The organism is Streptomyces sp. NPDC049627, from assembly GCF_044465645.1.
In the GTDB taxonomy this organism is placed as follows: Bacteria; Actinomycetota; Actinomycetes; order Streptomycetales; family Streptomycetaceae; genus Streptomyces.
On the sequence record NZ_JBITLW010000006.1, the window covers coordinates 245,978 to 271,270 of the forward strand.

22 protein-coding genes are annotated in these 25,293 nt (G+C 71.7%); 16 read left to right on the plus strand and 6 right to left on the minus strand.

All coding sequences use genetic code 11. The annotated features are described in order from the left end of the window. Nucleotides 1-2: 2 nt before the first annotated feature. From ACIBU0_RS18205 to ACIBU0_RS18230, 6 genes are read left to right on the plus strand one after another with little or no spacing between them, the layout of a single operon-like run. Nucleotides 3-1,847: a biotin carboxylase N-terminal domain-containing protein gene (locus ACIBU0_RS18205; protein ID WP_398818948.1), complete on the plus strand. Its 1,845-nt coding sequence runs from the start codon at nt 3-5 to the stop codon at nt 1,845-1,847. Beyond that, entirely contained in the window at nt 1,844-3,010 is a 1,167-nt protein-coding gene (locus tag ACIBU0_RS18210; RefSeq protein ID WP_398818950.1) for an acyl-CoA dehydrogenase family protein, read from the plus strand. Before ACIBU0_RS18205 ends, ACIBU0_RS18210 begins: the two co-directional genes overlap by 4 nt. A 35-nt stretch (nt 3,011-3,045) precedes the next feature. Continuing rightward, on the plus strand, nt 3,046-4,638 hold the full coding sequence (locus ACIBU0_RS18215; RefSeq protein ID WP_398818953.1) for a 4-coumarate--CoA ligase family protein: 1,593 nt from the start codon (nt 3,046-3,048) through the stop codon (nt 4,636-4,638). Beyond that, on the plus strand, nt 4,635-5,369 hold the full coding sequence (locus tag ACIBU0_RS18220) for an enoyl-CoA hydratase family protein (RefSeq protein ID WP_398818956.1): 735 nt from the start codon (nt 4,635-4,637) through the stop codon (nt 5,367-5,369). The genes ACIBU0_RS18215 and ACIBU0_RS18220 overlap by 4 nt, the downstream gene beginning before the upstream one ends. Next, a complete protein-coding gene (locus tag ACIBU0_RS18225; protein ID WP_398818959.1) occupies nt 5,357-5,980 on the plus strand; it encodes a TetR/AcrR family transcriptional regulator in 624 nt (207 codons plus the stop codon). Before ACIBU0_RS18220 ends, ACIBU0_RS18225 begins: the two co-directional genes overlap by 13 nt. Before the next feature lie 34 nt (nt 5,981-6,014). Then, on the plus strand, nt 6,015-6,596 hold the full coding sequence (locus ACIBU0_RS18230) for a hypothetical protein (protein WP_398818962.1): 582 nt from the start codon (nt 6,015-6,017) through the stop codon (nt 6,594-6,596). Between the two features lie 12 nt (nt 6,597-6,608). Here ACIBU0_RS18230 and pdxH read toward each other — a convergent pair whose 3' ends face one another. Then, the gene (gene pdxH, locus ACIBU0_RS18235; protein ID WP_398818964.1) at nt 6,609-7,298 is read right to left on the minus strand and encodes a pyridoxamine 5'-phosphate oxidase; all 690 of its coding nucleotides are present in this window, start codon (nt 7,296-7,298) and stop codon (nt 6,609-6,611) included. A gap of 376 nt (nt 7,299-7,674) precedes the next feature. Here pdxH and ACIBU0_RS18240 point away from each other — a divergent pair, with 376 nt between their 5' ends. From ACIBU0_RS18240 to ACIBU0_RS18260, 5 genes are all read left to right on the plus strand, one after another. Next, nucleotides 7,675-8,775, plus strand: coding sequence for a citrate synthase 2 (locus tag ACIBU0_RS18240; protein WP_398818967.1), 1,101 nt, complete (start codon nt 7,675-7,677; stop codon nt 8,773-8,775). 289 nt (nt 8,776-9,064) lie between these two features. Continuing rightward, nucleotides 9,065-10,267 carry a serine/threonine-protein kinase gene (locus ACIBU0_RS18245; RefSeq protein WP_398818970.1) on the plus strand — a complete coding sequence of 401 codons (1,203 nt, stop codon included), beginning with the start codon at nt 9,065-9,067 and terminating at the stop codon, nt 10,265-10,267. A 319-nt stretch (nt 10,268-10,586) separates the two neighbouring features. Further along, on the plus strand, nt 10,587-11,000 hold the full coding sequence (locus ACIBU0_RS18250; protein WP_398818973.1) for a RidA family protein: 414 nt from the start codon (nt 10,587-10,589) through the stop codon (nt 10,998-11,000). Then, nucleotides 10,993-11,442, plus strand: coding sequence for a GNAT family N-acetyltransferase (locus ACIBU0_RS18255; protein ID WP_398818976.1), 450 nt, complete (start codon nt 10,993-10,995; stop codon nt 11,440-11,442). Before ACIBU0_RS18250 ends, ACIBU0_RS18255 begins: the two co-directional genes overlap by 8 nt. 135 nt (nt 11,443-11,577) lie before the next feature. Continuing rightward, on the plus strand, nt 11,578-13,023 hold the full coding sequence (locus ACIBU0_RS18260; protein WP_398818979.1) for a PAS domain-containing protein: 1,446 nt from the start codon (nt 11,578-11,580) through the stop codon (nt 13,021-13,023). 57 nt (nt 13,024-13,080) lie between these two features. Here the strand turns inward: ACIBU0_RS18260 and ACIBU0_RS18265 are convergent, their stop codons facing one another. Then, nucleotides 13,081-13,836 carry an SIS domain-containing protein gene (locus tag ACIBU0_RS18265; RefSeq protein WP_398818982.1) on the minus strand — a complete coding sequence of 252 codons (756 nt, stop codon included), beginning with the start codon at nt 13,834-13,836 and terminating at the stop codon, nt 13,081-13,083. 273 nt (nt 13,837-14,109) lie between these two features. On the opposite strand from ACIBU0_RS18265, the gene ACIBU0_RS18270 reads away from it, so the two are divergent. Both ACIBU0_RS18270 and ACIBU0_RS18275 read left to right on the plus strand, forming a co-directional pair. After that, a complete protein-coding gene (locus ACIBU0_RS18270; RefSeq protein ID WP_004000347.1) occupies nt 14,110-14,802 on the plus strand; it encodes a metal-dependent transcriptional regulator in 693 nt (230 codons plus the stop codon). Nucleotides 14,803-15,496: 694 nt separating this feature from the next. Next, complete coding sequence (locus ACIBU0_RS18275) at nt 15,497-16,378, plus strand: alpha/beta fold hydrolase (RefSeq protein ID WP_398818985.1); 882 nt, start codon at nt 15,497-15,499, stop codon at nt 16,376-16,378. Nucleotides 16,379-16,484: 106 nt separating this feature from the next. Here the strand turns inward: ACIBU0_RS18275 and ACIBU0_RS18280 are convergent, their stop codons facing one another. From ACIBU0_RS18280 to ACIBU0_RS18290, 3 genes are all read right to left on the minus strand, one after another. Next, the gene (locus ACIBU0_RS18280) at nt 16,485-18,077 is read right to left on the minus strand and encodes a transporter (protein WP_398818988.1); all 1,593 of its coding nucleotides are present in this window, start codon (nt 18,075-18,077) and stop codon (nt 16,485-16,487) included. After that, on the minus strand, nt 18,074-18,844 hold the full coding sequence (locus tag ACIBU0_RS18285) for an ABC transporter ATP-binding protein (protein WP_398818991.1): 771 nt from the start codon (nt 18,842-18,844) through the stop codon (nt 18,074-18,076). The genes ACIBU0_RS18280 and ACIBU0_RS18285 overlap by 4 nt, the downstream gene beginning before the upstream one ends. A gap of 93 nt (nt 18,845-18,937) precedes the next feature. Continuing rightward, complete coding sequence (locus ACIBU0_RS18290) at nt 18,938-19,600, minus strand: bifunctional DNA primase/polymerase (protein ID WP_398818993.1); 663 nt, start codon at nt 19,598-19,600, stop codon at nt 18,938-18,940. Nucleotides 19,601-19,919: 319 nt separating this feature from the next. Between ACIBU0_RS18290 and ACIBU0_RS18295 the strand changes: the two genes are divergently transcribed. Then, nucleotides 19,920-21,305, plus strand: a complete 1,386-nt coding sequence (locus ACIBU0_RS18295; protein ID WP_398818996.1) for a transcriptional regulator — start codon at nt 19,920-19,922, stop codon at nt 21,303-21,305. A 200-nt stretch (nt 21,306-21,505) separates the two neighbouring features. Next, on the plus strand, nt 21,506-23,341 hold the full coding sequence (locus tag ACIBU0_RS18300) for a hypothetical protein (protein ID WP_398818999.1): 1,836 nt from the start codon (nt 21,506-21,508) through the stop codon (nt 23,339-23,341). Nucleotides 23,342-23,355: 14 nt separating this feature from the next. On the opposite strand, the gene ACIBU0_RS18305 is transcribed toward ACIBU0_RS18300, so the two are convergent. After that, nucleotides 23,356-24,675: an ABC transporter substrate-binding protein gene (locus tag ACIBU0_RS18305; protein WP_398819002.1), complete on the minus strand. Its 1,320-nt coding sequence runs from the start codon at nt 24,673-24,675 to the stop codon at nt 23,356-23,358. Nucleotides 24,676-24,792: 117 nt separating this feature from the next. Between ACIBU0_RS18305 and ACIBU0_RS18310 the strand changes: the two genes are divergently transcribed. Then, a complete protein-coding gene (locus ACIBU0_RS18310; protein WP_398819005.1) occupies nt 24,793-25,293 on the plus strand; it encodes a hypothetical protein in 501 nt (166 codons plus the stop codon).

Sequence of the window (25,293 nt, forward strand, 5' to 3'; positions counted from 1 at the left end):
CAGTGATTACTTCCGTTCTTGTGGCGAACCGCGGCGAGATCGCCTGCCGCATCTTCCGTACCTGCCGTGAGTGGGGAATCCGGACGGTCGCCGTGTACTCGGACGCCGACGAGAACGCCCTCCACGCGCGCGTGGCCGACACGGCGGTACGGCTGCCCGGAGCGGCGCCCTCCGCGACGTATCTGGACGGCGACCTGATCGTGAAGGCGGCCGTGGCGGCCGGCGCGGACGCCGTGCACCCCGGCTACGGCTTCCTCTCCGAGAACGCCGGCTTCGCACGCGCCGTCCTCGACGCGGGGCTCGTCTGGATCGGCCCGCCCCCCGAGGCGATCGAGGCGATGGCGTCCAAGACGCGGGCCAAGGAGCTGATGGGGCTGGCACCCCTGGGCGAGGTCACCGAGGCCGACCTGCCCGTGCTGGTGAAGGCGGCCGCGGGCGGCGGAGGGCGCGGGATGCGGATCGTGCGCCGCCTGGAGGAGCTCGACGGCGCCTTGCAGAGCGCGCGAGCCGAAGCCGCGAGCGCCTTCGGGGACGGCGCGGTCTTCGTCGAGCCGTACATCGAACACGGCCGCCACGTCGAGGTGCAGATCCTCGCCGACACCCACGGCACGGTCTGGGCGCTCGGCACCCGCGACTGCTCGCTGCAGCGCCGCCACCAGAAGGTCGTCGAGGAGTCCCCGGCGCCCGGCCTCTCCGAGGAGCTCACGCACGAACTGCACACCCTGGCCGTACGCGCCGCCCGCGCCGTCGACTACGTCGGCGCCGGCACCGTCGAGTTCCTGGTGGCCGGCGACCAGGCGCACTTCCTGGAGATGAACACCCGCCTCCAGGTCGAACACCCCGTGACCGAAGCGGTCTTCGGCCTCGACCTGGTCGCGGAACAGATCCGCGTCGCCGAAGGCCATGCCCTCGCCGCCGACCCGCCACGCGCGCGTGGCCACGCGATCGAGGCCCGCCTCTACGCCGAGGACCCGGCCCGCGACTGGGCCCCGCAGACCGGAACCCTGCACCGCTTCGCCGTACCCGACGGCGTCCGGCTGGACACCGGCTTCACCGACGGCGACGAGATCGGCGTCCACTACGACCCGATGCTCGCCAAGCTCGTCGCCCACGCCCCCACGCGCGCGGCGGCCGTCCGCAAACTCGCCGGCGCCCTGGAACGGGCGACGCTCCACGGCCCGGTCACCAACCGGGACCTCCTCGTCCGCTCCCTGCGCCACGAGGAGTTCACGACCGCCCGGATGGACACCGGCTTCTACGACCGTCACCTCACGGACCTGACCGAGCCGGCCCCCGACCCCCATGCCCCCCTGGCCGCCGCCCTCGCCGACGCCCACGGCCGCTCCCGCTTCGGCGGCTGGCGCAACCTGCCGTACCAGCCGCAGATCAAGCGGTACGTCATGGCAGGCGAGGAGATCGAGGTCCGGTACCGGCACACGCGCGCGGGACTGGAGGCCGAGGGAGTACGGATCGTCCACGCCGACGCCGCGCTGGTCGTCCTCGAAGTGGACGGCGTACGAAGGAACTTCGAGGTCGCAGGGTACGGCGACGAGATCCACGTGAACGCCACGCGTCTCACGGCCCTGCCCCGCTTCCCGGACCCGACGACCCAGCACGCACCGGGTTCGCTGCTCGCGCCGATGCCGGGGACCGTCGTACGCGTCGCCGAGGGCCTGACCGCAGGAGCCGCTGTACGGGCCGGAGAGCCCCTGCTGTGGCTGGAGGCGATGAAGATGCAGCACAAGATCTCGGCGCCTGTCACAGGGACGCTGAGCGCCTTGCACGCCGTGCCCGGACAGCAGGTCGAGGTCGGCGCATTGCTGGCCGTCGTCGAGGAGGACCAATGAGCGCCGTCATCGAAACGGACGAGCACAAAGCCCTGCGCGCCGCCGTCGCCCAGCTCGGCAGACGGTACGGACGCGACTACATCACCAGGATCGTCGGCGAGGGCCGTCACCCCGAAGAACTGTGGTCCGAGGCCGCGAAGCTCGGCTACCTGGGCGTCAACCTGCCCGAGGAGCACGGAGGCGGAGGCGGCGGCATCGCGGAACTCTCCATCGTCCTGGAAGAACTGGGCGCGGCGGGCTGTCCCCTCCTCATGATGGTCGTCTCCCCGGCGATCTGCGGCACCGTCATCGCCCGCTTCGGCACCGACGCGCAGAAGCGCCAGTGGCTTCCCGCCCTCGCCGACGGCACCCGCACCATGGCCTTCGGCATCACCGAACCCGACGCCGGCTCCAACAGCCACCGCATCACGACGACGGCACGCCGCGACCCGGACACCGGCGACTGGACACTGACCGGCCGCAAAGTCTTCATCTCCGGCGTCGACATAGCGGACGCCACCCTCATAGTCGGCCGCACCGAAGACGCCCGCACCGGCCGCCTCAAGCCCTGCCTCTTCATCGTCCCGAGGGACGCCCGAGGGTTCCAACGCCGACAGATCGACATGGAACTCAACGCCGCCGAGAAGCAGTTCGAGCTGACCCTCGACGACGTACGGCTCCCCGCCCAGGCCCTGGTCGGCGACGAGGACGCGGGCCTCCTACAGCTCTTCGCCGGCCTCAACCCCGAACGCATCATGACGGCCGCCTTCGCGATCGGCATGGGACGCCACGCCCTCGCGCGTGCCGTCGAGTACGCGCGCGACCGCACCGTCTGGAACGCCCCCATCGGCGCCCACCAGGCCATCGCACACCCCCTCGCCCAGGCGCACATCGACCTCGAACTGGCCCGCCTGATGATGCAGAAGGCGGCGTACCTGTACGACGCCGGGGACGACGTCGGCGCGGGCGAGGCCGCCAACATGGCGAAGTACGCGGCCGGGGAGGCCTGCGTCAAAGCCGTCGACCAGGCCGTGCACACCCTCGGCGGAAACGGCCTCACGCGCGAGTTCGGCCTCGCCTCGCTGATAACCGCCGCGCGCGTGTCTCGTATTGCTCCGGTGAGCCGGGAGATGATTCTCAACTACGTCTCCCATCAGACCCTGGGCCTGCCCAAGTCGTACTGACCGGCACCGTGTCGTGCCGGTCGCGAGGAGGAACGATGTTCCGCAGCGCGTACGCAGACGTCCCGGCCGTGGAACTCCCCATCCACGAGGCCGTACTGGGCCGGGCGGCCGAGTTCGGCGACGCCCCCGCGCTCGTCGACGGCACGGACGGCACCACCCTCACGTACGAACAACTCGACCGCTTCCACCGGCGCATCGCCGCCGCCCTCGCCGAGGCGGGCGTGCGCAAGGGCGACGTCCTCGCCCTGCACAGCCCCAACACGGTCGCCTTCCCTACGGCGTTCTACGCCGCCACGCGCGCGGGTGCCTCCGTCACGACCGTGCACCCGCTCGCCACGCCCGAGGAGTTCGCCAAACAGCTGAAGGACTCGGCGGCCCGCTGGATCGTCACCGTCTCACCCCTGCTCCAGGCGGCACGCCGGGCCGCCGAACTCGCGGGCGGCGTGCGGGAGATCTTCGTGTGCGACAGCGCCCCCGGACACCGGTCGCTCATCGACATGCTGGCGTCCGCCGCCCCCGAACCGCAGGTCGCCATCGACCCCGTCGCCGACGTCGCGGCCCTGCCGTACTCGTCGGGCACCACCGGCATCCCCAAGGGCGTGATGCTCACCCACCGCCAGATCGCCACCAACCTCGCGCAGCTCGAACCCGCGATATCGGCCGGCCCCGGCGACCGCATCCTCGCCGTCCTGCCCTTCTTCCACATCTACGGCCTGACGGCCCTGATGAACGCACCCCTGCGGGTCGGCGCGACCGTCGTCGTCCTGCCCCGCTTCGACCTGGAGACCTTCCTCAAGGCCATCCAGAACCACCGCATCACCGGCCTGTACGTCGCCCCGCCGATCGTCCTCGCCCTCGCCAAGCACCCGCTGGTCGAGCAGTACGACCTGTCGTCCCTGAGGTACATCATCAGCGCCGCCGCACCCCTGGACGCGAATCTCGCCGCCGCCTGCTCGCGGCGCCTCGGCCTGCCGCCGGTCGGCCAGGCGTACGGCATGACGGAACTGTCCCCCGGCACCCACGTCGTCCCCCTGGACACCATGCGGGACGCGCCGCCCGGAACCGTCGGCAGGCTCATCGCGGGCACCGAGATGCGCATCGTCTCCCTCGACGACCCCGGCAAGGACCTCGGCGTCGGCGAGTCCGGCGAGATCCTCATCCGCGGCCCCCAGGTCATGAAGGGCTACCTCGGCCGCCCCGACGCCACCGCCGCGATGATCGACGCCGACGGCTGGCTGCACACCGGGGACGTGGGACACGTGGACGAGGGCGGCTGGCTGTTCGTCGTCGACCGCGTCAAGGAACTGATCAAGTACAAGGGCTTCCAGGTGGCCCCCGCCGAACTGGAGGCTCTCCTGCTCACCCACCCCGGCATCGCGGACGCGGCCGTGATCGGCGTCTACAACGACGACGGCAACGAGGTACCGCACGCGTACGTGGTCCGCCAGCCGACCGCCACCGGCCTCTCCGAGGGAGAGGTCATGATGTACGTCGCCGAACGCGTCGCCCCCTACAAGCGGATCCGCCAGGTCACCTTCATCGACGGCGTCCCCCGGGCCGCCTCCGGCAAGATCCTGCGCCGCGAACTGAGGGCACTCGACGAGAGCACCCTCAAGGAGGGCACATGACACTGATCGGCCGCACACGCGCGCGTGCCGTGGAAACCCTCACCCTGGACTCCCCGGCCAACCGCAACGCGCTCTCGGCGGCCCTGGTGGGCGAACTCAGCGACGCGCTGACGGACTGCGCCAAGGACACCGACGTACGCGCGATCGTCCTCACCCACACCGGCACCACGTTCTGCGCGGGCGCCGACCTGCGGGACCCGCCCGACCCGGACGCGCTGGTGGCCCTGCTCCGGCAGATCGTCGAGCTGCCCAAACCCGTCGTCGCCCGCGTCACCGGCCATGTACGCGCGGGCGGCCTGGGCCTGCTCGCGGCCTGCGACATCACGGCGGCGTCGCGCGAATCCACCTTCGCCTTCACCGAGGTGCACATAGGCGTCGCCCCCGCCGTCATCTCCCTCCCGCTCCTCCCGCGCACCGACCCCCGAGCCCTCGCCCGCTACTACCTCACCGGCGAACGCTTCACCGCGCCGGAAGCGGCCCGCATCGGCCTGCTGACGACGCAGGGCGAGGACGTCGACGAGACCCTCGCCCCCGTCCTGGACGGCCTGCGCCGGGCCTCTCCGCGGGCCCTGGCCGAGACGAAGGCGCTGCTCACGGCTAAGGTGCTGGAAACCTTCGACCGGGACGCGGCCGGCCTGACCGCACTCTCGGCCCGGCTGTTCTCCTCCGCCGACGCCCGCGAGGGGATGACGGCCTTCCTCGAAAGACGGGATGCGCAATGGGTGGTGTGAGCGCCGTCGGCGACCGCGTGGACCGAGCGGACCGCGTGCCCAAACAGGACCGCAGCCGTGCCACCCGGCAACGGCTCCTGGAAGCGGCCGTGGCCTGCCTCGCCGAACACGGCTGGGCGGGCTCCACGGTCTCCGTCGTCGCCGAACGCGCCGGCGTCTCCCGCGGCGCCGCCCAGCACCACTTCCCGACCCGCGAGGACCTCTTCACCGCGGCGGTCGAGTACGTCGCCGAGGAACGCTCGACGGCACTGCGGGACCTGTTCCCCGAGGGCGCGGCGGGAGACCGGCGGGCGGTGGTGTCGGCACTGGTCGACCTCTACACCGGCCCGCTGTTCCGCGCGGCCCTGCATCTGTGGGTGGCCGCGTCGAACGAAGAGCAGCTGCGCCCCCGCGTCACGGAACTGGAGGCCCGCGTGGGCCGCGAGACCCACCGCATCGCCGTGGACCTGCTGGGCGCCGACGAGTCCAGGCCCGGCGTACGGGAGACGGTCCAGGGCCTGCTGGACATGGCCCGCGGCCTGGGCCTGGCCAATCTCCTCACGGACGACACCGCCCGCCGCGATCGCGTGGTGGCGCAGTGGGCGGCGCTGCTGGAGGCGGCGCTGGGCTGAGGCCGTTGTCAGTGGCGGGACTTACTGTTCGGGCATGGGTGATCACTTCCAGACGATCGTCGACCTCCAGGCGAGCCCACAGCAGGCCCCCCGCCTCGCCGAGCGCGTGGTCGAGTGGCTGGTGGCCGAGGGAATCGTGCTCGCCGAGCGCACGGACTGCGTCCTCGGGCAGCCGCTCGGCCACCCTCCGGGCCCGAACTGGCAGCATGCCGTGGCGCCCGAGGACGCCGACTGGGACCCCTCCGACGGCCTCGCCGTGTTCACCGGGCGCACCGTCTTCCACGGCGGGCAGGGCGAGCCGGAGGCGGTGACCTGCCCGCGCTGCGGGGTCACCACCCGGCTGATCACCGACGAGTGGGAGCTGATCGACGACGCCTGGGCGCCGTTCAGCAGGGTGATCGGCACCTGGCACAAGACGGGCGAGGCCCAGGTCGACTGCCCCGCCTGCGCCGAAGCCGTCCCCCTGCCCGACTGGAAATGGGCCGACGACTACTTCGCCTTCGCCCACCTCGGGTTCGAGTTCTGGAACTGGCCCCCGTTCACCGAGAGGTTCCGCACCCGAATATCCGAGCTCCTGTACGGCCACCGTACGGCGTACGTGTGGGGCAAGCTCTGACGGGGCCACCCCTCACGGACTGAGCCGCTCCACCCGCCAGCTCCCGTCCTGCTCCGCCACATACCGCAGCCGGTCGTGCAGCCGGTTCTCCCGCCCCTGCCAGAACTCCACCGTCTGCGGCGCCACCCGGAAACCGCCCCAGTGCGGAGGCACCGGCACCTGCTCGCCCTCCGGATAGCGCGCCGCCAGCTCGGCGTAGGAGGCGTCGAGTTCGGCGCGCGACGGAATGACGGTGGACTGGGTGCTGGCCCAGGCGCCGAGCTGGGAACCGTGGGGGCGGGTGCGGAAGTACGCCGCCGTCTCGTCGCGGCCGGTGCGCCGTGCCACGCCCGTGACGATCACCTGGCGGGCCATGGGATGCCAGGGGAAGAGGAGCGAGACGTACGGGTTGTCGGCGAGGTCGCGGGCCTTGCGGGAGTCGTAGTTGGTGTAGAAGACGAAACCCTGCTCGTCGAAGTGCTTCAGCAGCACCGTACGGGAGCTGGGCCGACCCTCGGCGTCCGCGGTGGAGACGATCATCGCATTCGGCTCGAAGAGGTGGGCCTCGGCCGCGGCCTGCTTGAACCAGCGCGCGAACTGCTCCACCGGAGTGGTGGCCAGGTCCTTCTCGGCGAGGCCCTCCGCCCGGTAGTGCTTGCGCATCGCGGCAGGGTCGGGGACGGGCTCGGCGGGATCGAGGGGGACGGCGTCTCGGTCGGTCACGCGGTCATCTTGCCGTATGCGGCGGGCGCCGTCCGGCACGGTGTCCTTCGTCACTGCATGGCACTCAGTGCCGCAAGTCCTCCCCAAAGGTGGCACTCGGAGATATCGTTTCTGATGCCGTTCCGGTTGGATGACCGTCAGCCGCACGGGGCATCACAGGGTTACGCCCCGGACCGCGAGTCCGCCGAGGCTCGGAAACCTGCAAGCCCGGCGTCCGAGTCCGTGACCGTGGATCCACCGGGCGTACGTCCCGACCTCTGCCGACCGACATGTCGTCGTCCCACCCACAAGCCCCACCAACAGGCCCCGACCACGAGCCCCACCCACAAGCCCAACCACAACCCCACCCGTCGCACACATCACGAGGAGCCGCCTGATGTCCGACTTCGTACCCGGGCTCGAAGGAGTCATCGCGTTCGAGACGGAGATCGCCGAACCGGACAAGGAGGGCGGCGCCCTGCGATACCGGGGCGTCGACATCGAGGACCTGGTCGGCCACGTCTCGTTCGGCAACGTGTGGGGGCTGCTCGTCGACGGTGCCTTCCGGCCCGGTCTGCCGCCCGCCGAGCCCTTCCCGATCCCCGTGCACTCCGGCGACATCCGCGTGGACGTCCAGTCCGCGCTCGCCATGCTCGCCCCCGTCTGGGGACTGAAACCGCTCCTGGACATCGGCGAGGAGCAGGCCCGCGAGGACCTGGCCCGAGCCGCCGTCATGGCCCTCTCCTACGTGGCCCAGTCCGCGCGCGGGCAGGGTCTGCCGATGGTCCCGCAGCGCGAGATCGACAAGGCCCAGTCCGTCGTCGAGCGCTTCATGATCCGCTGGCGCGGCGAGCCCGACCCCAAGCACGTGGCCGCCGTCGACGCCTACTGGACGTCCGCCGCCGAGCACGGCATGAACGCGTCCACGTTCACCGCCCGCGTCATCGCCTCCACCGGCGCCGATGTGGCCGCCGCGCTCTCCGGCGCCGTAGGAGCGATGTCCGGCCCGCTGCACGGCGGCGCCCCCTCCCGCGTCCTGCACATGATCGAGGAGATCGAGCGCACCGGCGACGCCGAGGCGTACGTCAAGCAGACCCTCGACAAGGGCGAACGCCTCATGGGCTTCGGTCACCGCGTCTACCGCGCCGAGGACCCCCGCGCCCGCGTCCTGCGCCGCACCGCCCGGGAGCTCGGCGCTCCCCGCTTCGAGGTCGCCGAGGCCCTGGAGAAGGCGGCCCTGGAAGAGCTCCACAACCGCCGTCCCGACCGGGTCCTGGCCACCAACGTCGAATTCTGGGCGGCCATCGTCCTGGACTTCGCGGAGGTGCCGGCGCACATGTTCACCTCGATGTTCACCTGCGCCCGTACGGCGGGCTGGTCGGCGCACATCCTGGAGCAGAAGCGCACCGGCCGCCTCGTCCGCCCGTCCGCGCGCTACATCGGCCCGGGCCCGCGCGACCCGCGCGAGATCGAGGGCTACGCGGACATCGCACGCTGAGCCCGACCCGTACGGGTCCCGACTCCTCTCGTACGGGTCCGACTCCTCTCGTACGGGTCCCGACCCCTCTCGTACGGGTCCCGACCCCTCCGGGCCGGTCATCACGCGGGGCCGATCAGCGCCGCGTGATGCCGCTCGGAGAGCCGGTGACGCCGGCATACGGAACGTGACTGATCCACTTCGCCAGTATGCTGGGTCGGCTGCGGCACCCCCCACCATCTCCCGTCCCCACGCGGTGAGTTACGGCCTGCGGCGACCGATACGTCTTACGGCATGAGGATGAGAACTGGTGCTGATAGCGGGCCGCTACCGGCTGAGCGAGTCGATCGGGCGCGGGGGGATGGGGGAGGTCTGGCGGGCCCACGACGAGATGCTCGCCCGGCCGGTGGCCGTCAAGCTCCTGCTGCCCCAGGACTCCGACCCCACCGCCGCCCCCCGCTTCCGCCTGGAGGCGCAGACCGCGGCCCGGATCGACCACCCGAACGTGGTCGGCGTCCGGGACTTCGGCGAGTACGACAACCGGCTGTTCCTGGTGATGGAGCTCGTCCGGGGCGACAGCCTCGCCGGAGTGCTGTCGCGGTCCGGCGCACAGCCCGCCGAACGTGTGGCCCGTATCGCCGCCCAGGCTGCCGCGGGACTGGCCGCCGCGCACCGGCAGGGCATCGTCCACCGGGACATCAAGCCGGGCAATCTGCTCCTGGACGCCGACGGCACCCTCAAGATCGGTGACTTCGGCATCGCCCGCTTCCTCGACGACCCCGGCGCCGCGCTCACCGCCACCGGCCAGATCGTCGGCACGAGCCTCTACCTCGCCCCCGAGCGTGCCCTCGGGCAGCCGGCGGGCCCGGCCTCCGACGTCTACGCCCTGGGCTGCGTGCTCTACCAGCTGCTGACCGGCCGCCCGCCCTTCCAGGCCGACACCGCCGTCGCCATCCTGCACCAGCACCTCGACGCCGCCCCCGTGCCGCCCCGCGAGCTGGGTGTCCCCGGCCTCCCGCCCGCCTTCGAGAACTACCTGCTCGGTCTGCTCGCCAAGGACCCCGAGCACCGGCCCACCGCCCAGCAGGCCGCCGACTGGTTCGCCGACGGCGCCTGGCAGGGCCGCCCCGAGCCACTGCCCGACGCGACCTCGCCGTCCCGCCGGCCGCAGGTCGCCTCGGCGTCCGCCCCCGCTGCACAGCAGGTGGGCGAGACCAGCACCCCGACGACGTACATGCTTCCGTCCGCCCGGGGAACGGCGTCCGCCGGCCGTCGGCCGTCGGGGAGCGGGCCCCGGGCCGGGACACGACGCATCGCCGCCATGGCTGCCGCAGCGGTGCTCTTCGTGGCCGCGATGCTCCTCGGCATGCTGTGGTTCTCCCCCGACGACAGCGGGGCGGAGGGCACGAAGTCCGAGGCACCGCCGAGCCCGGGTGCCTCCGCGTCCCAGGAGCGGGACCCGCAGACGCAACGCGAGGTGCAGCAGGAGGACGACGGCGACGTGGACGATTGAGCCCTCGGGAAACGCAGACGACCCGCGAGCTCGGGTTCCTCCGCCGGGGCGGGGGAGCCGGCCGGACGTACCGGCGAGCTCGCGGGTCGGGTGACTGCTTGGGATTGGGCCGGCTGCACGCATCTGTCACGTGCTGGTCCGGCACCGCACTTGGTGGGGTGACGGGCCGCTAGCCCGCAGCCACCTCACGCGTCCGGTTTTCATACATCTGCCGAACCACCTCCCTTCTCGTGTGCCCACACACTAAGAAGCGGCTCGGCCCCGATCAACCACTTTTTTTCCTTGAACGCGTCTTCGCTGGTCACCTAGCGTTCCGTGCATGACAAATCAGGGGACCGTGCGGCAGGCGATTCTCAGTGGCTCCACCTTCGAGGAGCAGATCGGGTACGCGCGTGCCGTGGTCGACGGGGACTGGGTGCACGTGTCGGGCACGACTGGGTTCGACTACGCGACGATGACCATTTCCGAGGACGTGGTGGAGCAGGCCGAGCAGTGTCTGCGGAACGTGGGGGCCGCGTTGGCGGAGGCGGGGTGTTCGTTCGGCGATGTGGTGCGGGTGCGGTATCTGCTGCCGGACCGGGAGGACTTCGAGCCGTGCTGGCCGGTGCTGCGGCGGTACTTCGGGGAGGTGCGGCCGGCGGCGACGATGATGATGTGCGGGCTGGCCGATCCTCGGATGAAGATCGAGGTCGAGGTGTACGCCCGGCGGGGGAGCGGTGGCACCGATGTCTGAGCTGCGCATAGTGCCGGTCGACGGTGAGGCCATGCTTCAGGAGTGGCGGTACGTCCACAACGTGATCGTTCCGCCCGCGGCCATGGATCTCGGCGAGGTGCGCGAGCGCAGTGGGCGGTACCGCCTGCGGAACGCCTACGCCGGTGATGTTCTCGTGGGCTGTTCCACCGTGCGGCCGCCGGAGGGCGAGGAGGCGGTGGCGACGGTCATCGCGCGTGTGCTGCCCGAGCACCGGGGGCGCGGGTACGGCAAGGAGCTGTACGAGGACGGGCTCGCGCACGCGCGCGTGCTGGGCGCGAGGGCGATCGAGACCTGTGTGCTGGCCGTCAACGAGGAGGGGCTGCGGTTTGCCGCGGCGCGGGGGTTCGCCGAGATCGATCGGTATGTGCTGGACGGGGAGACCGATCAGTGGGTGGACCTGCGGCTGGAGCCGTCCACGTGAGTCCACGGCGGCTCGTACAACGATTCCTTCAATCTTGGGGAACACGGTGTGTGCTGTGTCACGTTCCAGTTAGATGATGGCAAGTGAGCGAACCGACGCGTCGTACGTGCGGACGCAGCTTGGCAGGGGGTCCAGGTGAGTGCTTCCCGGCGTAGTGGGACCACCGATGAGCTGGGGCCGGACGAGCCCGAGCGGGACGGTCCGCAGGGTTCGTCGGGCGGCTCGGGTGGTACGGAGGGTTCGGCGGGCGGGTCCGATCTGCTGGCCGCGCTGCTGGACGGGATGGACGCGGCTCTGTGCGCCTTCGACGCGGACGGGGTCGTGACCCATTGGAACCGTGAGGCGGAGCGGATCCTGGGGTGGAGTGCGGCGGAGGCCGTGGGGCGGCACGGGTTCGCCGGGTGGGCGGTGCGCGAGGCCGATGCCGACGAGGTCGAGGGGCGGCTGATGTCCGCCATGCAGGCTCCCGGGCGGCAGGTGCACGAGTTCGCGCTGCTGACGAAGGAGGGCGGGCGGGTTCTCGTCCGGACGCAGTCGGCGGCCGTACGGGGGCCGGACGGAAAGCCCGCCGGGGTGTACTGCGCCTTCAGCGAGGTGCATGCGCAGATCGATCTGGAGCGGTCGATCGCGCTGAGCGAGGCGCTGTTCGAGGACGCGTCGTGGGGCGTGGTGCTGGTCGACGCGGATCTGCGGCCGGCGGTGGTGAACGCGCATGCGGCGCGTGCGCTGGGTATCGGGCGTACGTCCGTGCTCGGGCGGCCGCTGGGGGAGTTGCTCGCGCAGGGCGTCGAGGAGTTGGAGAGCGCGCTCACGCATGTGCTGGCGGAGGGTGCGCCGCCCGCGCCGGCCGAGATCTGGGTGAGCGTGCGGACGCCGGAGGGGGAGCGGCGTCGGTGCTGGCGGTGCGGTTTCGTACGGCTGGCCTCGCCGCTCGCGGAGGAGCCGGTGCCGTTGGGTGTGGGCTGGCTCTTCCAGGACGTGACGGCGGCCAAGCAGGGGGAGCAGGAGGCGGCGCTGCTGCGGTTCCGGACGAATCAGCTGCATCGGGCCGCTCGGGCCGCCGCGGAGTGCGAGGACCCCGTGGAGGCGGCGACCGTCCATCTGGACTTCGCGCTGGCCGGGTTCGCCGATCACGCGCTGATCGACCGGGTCGCGGGCGGGGCGGTCGCGGATGCCGACGCGGGCGCTGCGGAGGCGGTACGGCTGGTCCGGGTCGCCGTGACGCCTTCCGGGGCGCCGGGGCCGAGTCTGCTCGGTGGGGAGGCCGGGCTGCCGGTGCGGTACGGGGAGGGGCATCCGGCGTTGCAGTGCGTGGCGCGGGCCGGGTCGGTGCGGGCCGACGCGGGGGATATGCCGGCCGATCGTGCGCGTGAGTGGGCGGTGGGGCGGCAGTGGCCCGCGGATGCGGTGCATGCGCTGTGTGCCGTGTTGCGGAGCCGGGGGCGGACGCTGGGGGTCGTCACGTTTCTGCGGGGCGCCGGGCGGAGTGCGTTCGAGCGGAGCGATGCGGTCTATGCGGAGGCCGTGGCGGTGCGGATCGCTGCGGCGTTGGACTTGGCGGGGGCGCTGGGCTCGGAGTGACGGGCGGTGCCGGTACGGGGCTCAGTACCCGTACGAGGTCCAGTACCCGTACGGGGTTCAGTGCTCGTAGAAGATCCGGTCGCCGTACCTCTCGAACACCTGGGCGTTCCAGTCGAGGCCGCCGTCCACGTTGCCGGAGCGCAGGAGCGGGGGCTCGATGCCGCGGGCGGCCAGGGAGGCGGCTGCCGTGGCCATGACCGCCTGGAGGAGGGCCGCGGTGACGACGGTGGAGGCGGAGGCGAACGGGGCCGGGATCGTGTCGAGGGTGAGTTCCGCGTCGCCGATCGCGATCTTCGAGTCGAGGACGATGTCGCAGTGGTCCCTGAGGTAGGTGCCCGAGGAATGGCGGGACTTCGTTTCCGAGGCGTAGGCCACCGATGTCACGCCGATGACCTTGATGCCGAGGGTGCGGGCGTGCATGGCCATCTCCACGGGCAGGGCGTTGCGGCCGGAGAGGGAGATGATGACGAGGGCGTCGCCGTCGCGGAGGGGGGAGCTGTCCAGGACGGCGCTCGCGAGGCCGTCGACGCGTTCCAGGGCGGAGCCGAGGGTGGCCGGCATGACGTCGACGCCCACGGCGCCGGGTACGGCGAGCAGGTTCATCAGGGCGAGGCTGCCTGCGCGGTAGACGAGGTCCTGGGCGGCGAGGGAGGAGTGACCGGCGCCGAAGGCGAAGAGGCGGCCGCCGGCGGCGACGGTGTCGGCGAGCAGGGTGCCGGCTGCCTGGATGTTCTCGGCCTCTTCGGCACGGACCCGCTGGAGCAGGCCGATCGCGGCGTCGAAGAACTGGTCGGCCGGCTTGCTGTCGCTCATGCGGGCCCTCCGGGATGGGTGTGGGGGTGGTGTGTCGCGGATCACCGTGCGGTCTGGACCACTGCGGTGTCAATACGACGTGCCTCCGGCGGGGGTGCGGGTGCACGGATGTGTGCTCGGGCCGCCTCTGTGCGTACGGGTAACCGGCTCGTTCCAACGGCGCGGCACGGTTGTCAGTGGTATCCGGCAGAATTGAGTGCAGGGCCAGCGCACGCGCCGTGGAGCTGTCTCGCTTCCGGCTGAGCTAATCGCAGAGCTAATCGAGGGGCACGTATGTCCGGACTGATCGACACCACGGAGATGTATCTCCGCACCATCCTCGAGCTGGAGGAGGAAGGTGTGGTCCCCATGCGCGCCCGGATCGCCGAGCGGCTGGACCAGAGCGGGCCGACCGTCAGTCAGACGGTGGCGCGGATGGAGCGGGACGGGCTCGTGTCCGTGGCGAGTGACCGGCATCTGGAGCTCACGGACGAGGGGCGGCGGCTGGCCACCCGTGTCATGCGCAAGCACCGGCTGGCCGAGTGTCTGCTCGTCGATGTGATCGGGCTCGAGTGGGAGCAGGTCCACGCGGAGGCGTGTCGCTGGGAGCACGTGATGAGTGAGGCCGTGGAGCGGCGCGTGCTGGAGCTGCTGCGGCATCCGACCGAGTCGCCGTACGGCAACCCCATCCCCGGCCTGGAGGAGCTCGGCGAGAAGGACGGCGCCGATCCGTTCCTCGACGAGGGCATGGTCTCGCTCGCCGACCTCGACCCGGGCGTCGAGGGCAAGACGGTCGTCGTGCGCCGGATCGGCGAGCCGATCCAGACCGACGCGCAGCTGATGTACACGCTGCGCCGGGCGGGCGTGCAGCCCGGCTCGGTGGTGAGCGTGACCGAGTCGGCGGGCGGTGTCCTGGTGGGCAGCGGTGGCGAGGCGGCCGAGCTGGAGGCGGACGTCGCCTCCCATGTGTTCGTCGCGAAGCGCTGATTCGTCGGCAGCTGTCCGTCTCGGGTTCTCCCGCGGGTAACTCCCGGTGCGGGAGCGGGAGTTGTGGCGATCTGCCGGACGCGTCGAATCCAAGATCCAGTGCGCCAAATCGCAGCGCTCCGACATTTCGCGTGCGAGGCTGTCGCGTGAGGCATATGAGCTGAGGGCTCTTGGCCGCGATCGACCGTGAGGCGATCGGGCCGGTGAGGGGGCGGGCGGATGTGCCGTGATCGTGGAGAGGGCCCCGGCGCCTGGTGGCGCCGGGGCCTGTCCTCCCCTGTGCTGACCCGGAGCCCCGAGCTCTCAGGGTCATTCCCCGCGGACCGTTTTCCCCGAGCGGCCCGCCTCCCGGTGAAGGTCTCCCCTCGGCAGTGGCGATCAATCCTTGAGGGGGGTCACTCGAATGAGGGGTGTTGGCCACAGAGACCGCTTTTTCGAATAAAGGTTCGATAGTCTGCGGGTGGCGGTGACGGGTCAGGCGGAGCGCGCGCTTCAGGTATGTGCGCATAAGATCACGTGAGACACACAGGACATGCACATCGCGTGCGAGGGCATCGACGCCGCGTGTGCCACGGACGGCGCGCGATGCTCGCGTGAGAGGCAGCAGATACGGCAGGCAGGACGCGGTTCACAGCATCGGCCGGCTCGAGCGGGAGCGAGCGGTCCGAGCGGAGCTAGGGGGGTGCCAGGACCAATGGCGCGGCGCATCGACGTGACCGGGAAGGGCGGCGTACGTCTCGCGGCCTGGGAGTTCGGCGACCCTCCCAAGACGGACCCCGCCAAAGAGCCCGACGGCCTGCCCGGCGTCCTGTTACTGCACGGCCTGATGGGCCGCGCCTCGCACTGGGCCTCCACCGCCCGCTGGCTCTCCGAACGGCACCGTGCCGTCGCACTCGACCAGCGCGGCCACGGCCGTAGCGAGAAGCCCGCGCAGGCCGCCTTCACGCGTGAGGCGTACGTCGACGACGCCGAGGCCGCCCTCGAACAGCTCGGCCTCGCCCCCGCCGTCCTCATCGGGCATGCCATGGGCGCGCTGACCGCCTGGCAGCTCGCCGCCAAGCGGCCCGACCTGGTGCGGGGCGTGATCATCTGCGACATGCGGGCCTCCGCGCTCGGCGCGGCATCGCAGCGGGAGTGGGCGGACTGGTTCAAGTCCTGGCCCGTTCCCTTCGCCACGCTTGCCGATGTGCGGAAGTGGTTCGGGGAGGACGACCCGTGGGTCGAGCGACCTAATCCTGCGCGGGGGGAGTTCTACGCCGAGGTGATGCAGGAGTACGAGGACGGGTGGCGGCCGGTGTTCGAGCCGGACCAGATGCTCGCGTCCCGGGAGACCTGGGTGTACGACGCGCACTGGGAGGAACTGGCGCAGGTGCGGTGCCCGGCGCTCGTCGTTCGTGGGCTCGACGGGGAGCTGGGGCGGGCCGAGGCGCAGGAGATGGTGCGGGTGTTGCCTCGGGGGGAGTATGCGGAGGTGGCCGATGCCGGTCACTTGGTGCATTACGACCAGCCCGAGGGCTGGCGCGCCGCTGTCGAACCGTTTCTTGAGGCGGTGCGGAGTGATGCCGGGCGCCTTTGAGCTCGGGGCTTTCTGCTCGATGGCGGCTGCGGGTGGTTCGTGGTTGATCGCGCAGTTCCCCGCGCCCCTTCAGCGGCGTTGCCGCCCACTGCGGCAGAAAGAACCGTCAGCCCTTGCTCACCGCCATGAGGATCTCCGGTAGGCGGGCCGCCGTCCGTGGCGCCGCCAGCCGCAGGCCCAGCCACGTGAGCGCCGCCCCGTACGCCCCGCCCAACGGCAGCAACAGCCGGCTCCACGCGTCCCCGTCCTCGCTGACGTTCAGCCAGATCGTGAGCGCGATGACCGGTGCGCACAGCAGGGCCGCCGAGACCATGCCGCCGAAGATCGAGATCCAGGCGAGGCCCGCCTGCCCGGGAGCGACGTTCTTGTAGCCCTCCTGGGGGATGGAGTACGGGAAGCGGGCCGACGTCCAGGCACCCGTCGCCAGCATCGCCCCGAGCAGGGCGAAGGACAGGCCCAGCGCCTCCGGCAGCCGCGGCCACTCGCCGAGCAGTGCCGTCGTCAGGACGGTCACGAGCGTGGCGTACGGCAGGGTGATCACCAGCAGGGCCAGGGCCCGGCCGCGCAGTTCGACGTAGGCGTCCCGCGGGGACGAGATCGTCATCGCGACCATCCAGAACGCGGAGGTGTCCTGGCCGAACTGGTTGTACATCTGGATGCCGAGCATCCCGGCGGCGAAGCAGGCGAAGTAGATCGAGCCGGTGCCCTGCAGGGCGTTGAACAGCGGCACGATCAGGCCGATCGCGAGCGAGGTCACCCAGGCCGCCTTGGTCTTCGGGTCGCGCCAGACATAGCGCAGACTGCGCTCCATGACGGTGCCGGTGCGGCCGTCCGGCAGAAGGCGGGCCAGTCCGGTCGAGCTCCGTTCCCGTACGGCGGCCTCGGTGGCCGCCTGGAGCGTCGAGCCGTCGGGGGAGGTCATCAGGCGCGTCAGATGGCGTGACCATACGGCGATCAGCGCCACCAACGCCCCCGCACTCAAGGCGAGTTGAAGACCACCGGTGCCGTACGACCCCTCGCTCACCGACTCCACTGCCCCGATCGCGGACGCCGGCGGCACCCACCGCAGCACATCCGCCCACGGATCGAGCCGGCCGAGCCCGGCCGAACCGAGCCGCTGTGCCCCGAAGTTCACGACCTGCGCCCCGATCGCGATGACCAGCCCGCTCAGTACGGCCAGATCGCGCCCCTTGCGGCTGGTCAGCAGCCGGATGTTGGCGGCGGCGACGGCCCGCGCCAGCGCCACGCACACCAGCAGGGCCAGGGCGACGCCGATGACACCGACCACCCAGGCCACCGCGCCGCGCGCGACCGCGATCACCGACCCCGTGAACAGGCACAGCGTGAACAGCGGGCCGATCCCCACCAGCGAGGCCGCGAGCAGGGCACGCACCAGCGGCCGGGGCCGCAGCGGCAGCATGACGAGCCGGGTCGGGTCGAGGGTCTCGTCCCCGCCCGGGAAGAACAGCGGCATCACGGCCCAGCCGAGCGCCAGCACCGCCACCAGCAGGACGACCACGGAGCTGGCGTGCGCGTTGCCGCGCAGCATGATCAGGCCGAGGAGCTGCAGCGCGGCGAAGAGGAACACCACGACGGCCGAGGCGACATAGGCGGCCCGCCGCCCCCCGGACTGCCGCAGCCCGTTCCTCAGCAGCGACAGCTTCAGCCGTACGACGACTCCTGTCACGTCCGCGCTCACCGGGCCCCGCCGCCCAGCCAGTCGAGATCGGAAACGGCGTCGCGGCCGCCCGCACCGACGAGTTCGAGGAACGCCTGCTGCAGCGAGGCCGCCTCGCCGCGCACCTCGGCGAGGGGTCCATGGGCCCGGATGCGTCCGGCGGCCATGACGGCGACCCAGTCGCACAGCGACTCGACGAGCTCCATGACATGGGACGAGAAGACGACGGTCGCGCCGGATGCGGTGTACCGCTCCAGGACACCCCGGATGGTCTGCGCGGACACGGGATCGACGCCCTCGAACGGCTCGTCCAGGAACAGCACTTCGGGATTGTGCAGCAGCGCGGCCGCCAGCCCGATCTTCTTGCGCATACCGGTCGAGTAGTCGACGACCAGCTTGTGCTGGGCCCCCGCCAGATCGAGCACATCGAGCAACTGGCCGGCCCGTTTGTCGACCTCGCCCCCGGGCAGCCCCCGCAACCGCCCCGAGTACGCGAGCAGTTCCCGCCCGGAGAGCCGCTCGAAGAGCCGCAGCCCCTCGGGCAGCACACCGATGCGCGCCTTGACCTCAACGGGGTCCCGCCACACGTCACGCCCGACGACCGAGACGGACCCCTGATCGGGCCGCAGCAGCCCGGTCACCATGGAGAGGGTGGTGGTCTTCCCGGCTCCATTGGGCCCGACCAGCCCGATGAACTTCCCCGCGGGCAACTCCAGATCAATCCCGGCAACAGCAACCTGCTGCCCGAACCGCTTCCAGAGCCCACGCACAGATACGGCCGACGTCATGCATGCCAACCTATGAGGGGGGCGGGGAACTGCGCGACAAGCCACAACGAACCCGCAGCCGCCAACGGCGCATGCGAGGCAGATCAGTAGGCGCTATCGATCCCGCCCGCAGGCATACGCAAGCGGCGAGATCAACTCCTCCGCATCCGGCAACCACCGATTGGCCGGCGTGGGCCGGCAGGCCCACTGCACAGCCCCCCGGGACCCGAACCGCGTAGGCGGCGCAGCCACATACGCCCCCTCGCCCAAGGTGACCAGATCGAGCGACGCCACCGACCACCCGAGCTTGCGTACCAGCTCCGGCACCTTCACCGAGGCCCCCGGCAACACGAAGAAGTGCATCCGCCCGTCCGGCGTCAACGTCACCGGCCCCAGCGACAACTCCATCCGCTCCATCCGGGCCAGCGCGAGGAACCCCGCGGTCTCCGGGACGGAAATCGCATCGAAGGTCCGCCCCGTCGGCAACAGGATCGACGCGTTCGGCTGCTTCTGCCACAGGCGGCGCGCGACCGTCGCGCTGCCCGTCGCCTGTGTCGCCCAGTCCGGGCGCGTGGCGTGCGCGCCGGGCGCGGGGCACGCGGTGTCGCCGCAGGAGCAGTGCTGCACGCCTTCGACGGCTTCCAGCCAGGTCCCGGGGAACACGTCCCAGTGGCGCTCCTCGGCATAGCGAACGGCGGTCTCCAGCAGCGTTTCGCCGCGCTGCTTGGGAATCTGTGCGGCTTCGGTGGCCGGGATCGTCTCTTCCACGCTCAACACAACTCCCGCACCCACCTCGGGTTACGGGGGTAGCGCGCGCGGGGGAGGAGCATTGATTCCTCATCTGGGGCGCATGGGTGCATGTGCGGGGGCGCGTGGGAGGAACCGTGGCCCGGGCTGGGTAGCCACCTGTGGGGTCGGCTTCCGCCTTTACCCCGGCAATCCTCGCAAGCCTCGCATTTTCGGTATGCCGACGGGGCATTGATCTTCACGGCCGGAACCTTGCGGTGCACAGCCAGTGCCCCGGGGCCCGGATTCGGTGGTGGAAGACACATCAACTCGGTGCGTGGGCAGGCACCGCAGCCACAGGGGGTACGCCATGGCCGCAAGGCCTCTCGTCGCGCGACAGCCGAACGAACGGCTGCAGGCGCTCATTCAGGAAGCGGGCTGCTCGAACGCCGGGCTGGCCCGCCGGGTCAACATGTGCGGCGCCGAGCACGGCCTCGATCTGCGCTACGACAAGACGTCCGTGGCCCGTTGGCTGCGCGGGCAGCAGCCGCGGGGCCGGGCGCCGGCGATCATCGCGGAGGCGCTCGGCCGCAAGCTGGGCCGTACCGTCACGATCGACGAGATCGGCATGGCCAACGGCAAGAATCTCGCGTCGGGCGTAGGCCTCCAGTTCTCGCCGACGGTACTGGGGGCCATCGAGCAGGTCTGCGAGCTGTGGCGGAGCGACGTCGGGCGCCGGGACTTCCTGTCCGGCTCGTCCGTCGCCGCGTCCGCGCTGGTCGAGCCCAGCCGCGACTGGCTGATCTCGTCGCCCGACTCACAGGTGGCGCGCTCGGCGGGGCCGCGCGTGGGGCAATCCGACGTGCAGGCCGTGCGTGCGATGACGCAGGCGCTCGTAGACCTTGATCACCAGTACGGCAGTGGGCATGTGCGGCCGGTCGTGGTGCACTACCTGAACAGTGTCGTCTCCGGGCTGCTGGCCGGGTCGTACCGGGAGGCCGTCGGGCGTGAACTCTTCGCCGCCGTCGCGCGGTTGACGGAGCTCGCCGGGTACATGGCCATCGACACCGGGCAGCCGGGGCTCGCCCAGCGGTACTACATCCAGGCGCTGCGCCTCGCGCAGGCGGCGGGGGATCGTGGATACGGCGGGTATGTGCTGGCCGCTTCCATGAGCCACCTCGCCGCGCAGCTCGGGAACCCGCGCGAGATCGCGCAGTTGGCGCGGGCGGCGCAGGAGGGGGCGCGGGGGCGCGTGACCCCGCGCGCGGAGTCGATGTTCTATGCGGCTGAGGCACGCGGGCACGCGTTGATGGGCGACGCGCGGGCCGCCCAGATGGCGTCCGGGCGGGCGGTGACCGCGCTGGAGACCGCGGATGCGGAGTCCGGGGACGACCCGGCCTGGATCGCGCACTTCGACGAGGCCTATCTCGCCGACGAGTTGGCGCACTGCCACCGCGACCTCGGCCAGGCCGAGGCGGCGGCGCGGCGGGCGGAGGAGTCACTGGCCGGGCTCCCGCAGACCAAGGCGCGGCGCCGGGCGATCGGCTATGTGCTGCTCGCCACAGCACAGGTGCAGCAGCGTGAGATCGAGCAGGCCTGCCACACCGGGCTGCAGGCCGTGGAACTCCTGGAGACCCTGCGCTCCAACCGGGGCGCCGAGTACCTGGAGGACTTCCAGCAGCGGTTGGAGCCGTACCGGGACGAGCCGGTGGTAAGGGAGTTCGGGGCGCGGCTGGACCTTCAGGCCGCGGCGTGAAACCACGGGGTGCCGGGGCGTGAACGGCAGGGAAATGAAGGCGTCGATGGGCAGGGGAGGGCGTATATAGCGGGTGGGGACCGGAGTGTTAGCGCGGTCACAGGGACGCACGTCACGTCCCGGGCTGCGTAGCACGGGGATCGGCGGAGCCGGTAGCGTGAGCCGACGATTCACAAGGTCCCCCATTGGTAGGAGTCCCGGTGACGCAGAGTGGACAGGGCGAGGAGCCCTCGGCGCGGCCCGCGCGCGAAGGCATCGTGCTGCCCTCCGACGGTGGTGAGCCGCTGCTGCCGGGCATGACGGGCGGCGACCGGCCGATGTCGGTACCGGGCACGCCGCCGGCCGCACCCCCGCCCTCGGCACCGCCCGAGGGCCAGGCATGGGGCACCCCGTGGGGACCCGACCAGAACACGGCTCCGCCGCCGGCCGCCCCGGGTCAGCCCTACGGGGCGCCGTCCGGCCAGGCTTGGGGCGGGCAGGACCAGCAGCCGTATCAGCAGCAGCCGTATCAGCAGCAGACGCCGGGCCAGTGGAGCGCGGCGCCGGACGCCGCCGGGGGCGTGCCCTCCCAGCCGGCCCAGCCGCTGCCGCCGCAGGGCGCGGCCTACGGCGAGGGCGTACAGGGTGCGCGGCCGGGCACGCCGTCGTACGGGCAGGGCGCCCCTGCCGGGTCACCGATGCCCGCGCCGCAGCCGCCGTACGGGCAGAGCGGTCCGGCTTCGGCGCCGCTGCCGCCTGCGGGCGCGGGGGCGTACGGGGCGCCCGGTGGGAGCGCTCCGCTGCCGCCCGCCGCGCACGGCACGCACCATGCGCCCCTGCCGCACGCCGGTGGCGGTGGATTCGGTGCACCGTTGCCACCGGCCGACGAAGGCGCCACTCAGTACATACCGCCGGTCGGTGCCGCCCCCGCGGCTGCCGACGAGCAGGCCACCCGCTACATACCGCCCGTCGCTCCGGCCGGCGCGTCCCCGGCGTCCCCGGCGGACGAGGGGGCAACGCAGTACATCCCGCCCGTCGGGCCGGGGGCGTTGCCGCCCGAGGTGGCCGGCGAGAGCACGCAGATCCTGGGGCGGGCCCGGCAGGGAGGCGGCGTCGGACCGATGCCGTCGGCTTCCGGGCCCGACGCGGAGGCCACCCGGTACATACCGCCCGTGACCGGTCAGCCGAGTGCCCCGCCGCACGGCGGCCCGCAGCGGCAGCCGCTCTCCGACTTCGACAGCCTCTTCCGCAGCGAGCCGGGCGGCGAGTCCCCGGCCGGGGCCACCCAGCAGCTGCCGCGCTTCCAGCAGCCCCAACCGCCGCAGCAGCGCGGCCCCGGGCCGGGCTACTTCCCGCCCGGCCCGAACGACCCGCACAGCCCCTACGGCCCGGGCGACGACGACGGTGGCCGCGGCGGCCGTACGGGCTCCAGGCTGCCGCTCATCGCCGCCGTCGGTGTCGGTATCGCCGTGCTCGGCATCGGCGCGGGCGCGCTGCTCGCCGGTGGGGGCGGGGACGACGACAAGAGCGACAAGAACCAGCCCGTCTCCGCCACGGCCCCGGCGACCGAGGGTTCCGCCTCGCCGTCCGCCGACCCGGCCGAGCAGCAGGCGGTCGCCCTGGACAAGCTGCTCGCCGACAGCGGCAACAGCCGTACCGCGGTGATCAACGCCGTGGCCGCCGTGAAGTCCTGCGGCAACCTCGCCCAGGCCGCCCAGGACCTGCGGGGCGCAGCCAAGCAGCGCACCCAGCTGGTCACCGACCTCTCCAAGCTCTCCGTCGACAAGCTTCCGAACCACACCGCGCTGACCACCGCGCTGACCAAGGCGTGGCAGGCGTCGGCGTCCGCCGACAACCACTACGCGGCGTGGGCGGACCAGGTCGCCGGCAACAAGAAGAAGCTCTGCAAGGGCGGCCAGGCCCGCGCCACCGGCCAGACCCAGGCCGGCAACCGCGACAGCGGCACCGCCAGCCAGCAGAAGAAGACCGCCGCCCAGCTGTGGAACGCGATCGCCGGGAAGTACGGCCTGACGGAGCGTCAGCCGACCCAGCTGTAGGGCGGGCCGGGCGGTCAGTTCAGGTCGGCGTTCTCCAGGGTCCTCGTCACGTCGATGAAGCCGTTGCGGGCCGCCACCAGCCGGCCGTCCCGCACGACCTGCAGCGTCACCTTGCGGTTGGCCAGGCGGGGGAAGCCGACGGAGGCCAGGACGTCCCGGAACTTCCACTGGAGGGTCGGGGTGAGCCCGCCCGTGGAGACCTTCAGGCCCCGGTCCAGCGCCTCCGCCACGGAGTCGGAGGTCACCTCCCGGTCGCCGAGCGACTCGACGACCTTCTTGAACACCGTGTACGCGATCCACGTGGTCTGCACGCCGGCGTCCGCGGGGTCGATGCGGTTGTCGCCGAAGGCCTCCTCGCTGATCACCTTCTTCATGGCGTCCCAGTGCGGATCGCTCGCCACGGGGTACCAGCCGGTGATGTACGACCCCTCGTACGGGCCCGACGCCCCGCCGTTGGCGTTGATCACGGTCTGGTCGACGCTGCCGAGGACGGTGGCCGTGCGTACATCGGTGTGGTCCTGCCGGGCGCGCCGGAAGGAGTCCATGAAGGTGGTGGTGCGGTCGCCGAGGGCGGGCACCACACAGCCCGTTCTTGCCGGGTCGGTGGCGGCGTGGCCCAGCGCCCGCTCCGACTGCCCGCTGTACTCGGTGGCGTCCTCCTCGGCCAGCTGGTCGGCCGCGGCCGGGTGCCCGCCCGCCCTGAGGCCGGAGTTGATCAGGGGCGGCAGCTCGTCGCCCGCGATGCTGTCGGGGCGGACCAGCGCGACCGGGCCGCACCTGCGGGCCAGCTCCTTGCCGAGGCCCGCCAGCAGGGTGGGCTGACCGCCGTTGACGGGGTAGGAGAGCGGGCTGGTGAACTCGGCGTTGGTGACGCCGTAGCCGCCTATGTACGGGATGCCGGCGCCCTCCAGAGAGGGCAGGAAGGTGTCGCCGAACTGGCTGTAGGAGCCGACGACCGCCACGACGTTCTCGTCGACCGCGCGCTCGGCGCACTTCGCCGCGACGACGCTGTCGTTGCGGTCGTTGCAGGTGAGGACCTTCAGCTCGCGGCCGTCGATGCCGCCGTGGGCGTTGATCCAGCGGGCGTACGCCTGGGCGAAGGCGGGCATGCCGGGTTTGTTGGTGGCCTTGGTGTCCTCCGGCGCCCAGGTCATGACGGTGATCGGGCCATCCCCGGAACCCCCCGTGGCACCGGGGATGACCCCGCATCCGACCGCGAGGGACGCACACGCCACCAGGGCTGCCGCGGCACGGGCCGTACGCGCGGAAGGCCGGACGGGCCGGTTGGTGATCGTGGGGAGGACGGTGCTGAGGATGCGTCGCCTGCCGGTCATGGCTATGCACGATTCCGCCACACTGCTAACCCGAGCGTGACCCTTGGTTATCCTTCGGTAGCGAGAAGGTGAATTACGGGGGTCGGTGAGGCTCGCGCGAGGGGGAACGTACGATCGATGACCGTGCAAGGTTCGGATAGCTCTTCCCGTCGCGGCCGTCGCTCATCCACCATGGGCGGCATGCCCGTAAACGACATGCCGTGGTGGCGCTGGCGCAGCAATGTGCGCTCGGCGCTGCACATGCTCTCCGATCCGGTGTTCCAGCGGGACGTCTGGCTGGCCGGCGTCGAGGGGTACGGCGACGTCACCGACGCCGTGTACCGCCTGGTCGAGGACACCTGGCTGGACAACTGGTCCGCCGAGAAGTACGTCGGCACCATATTCCGCGACTCGCAGGAGGGGGCCCTCGTGGACACCGCCGTCCTGCGGGTGCTGCGGATCATGCACCAGGTCGGCCCGGACGCGCCGGTCTCCGCCTACCTGGAGAACCAGGGGTGGCCGGAGGCGGTGCGGGCGGCGCGGGACGCGCATGTCCGGATGGCCATGGCCGACGGCGAGGACCCGGACGCACCGCCGCGCACGCTCGAGGTGCTGCGGATCATGACGCGGTCCGCGTAA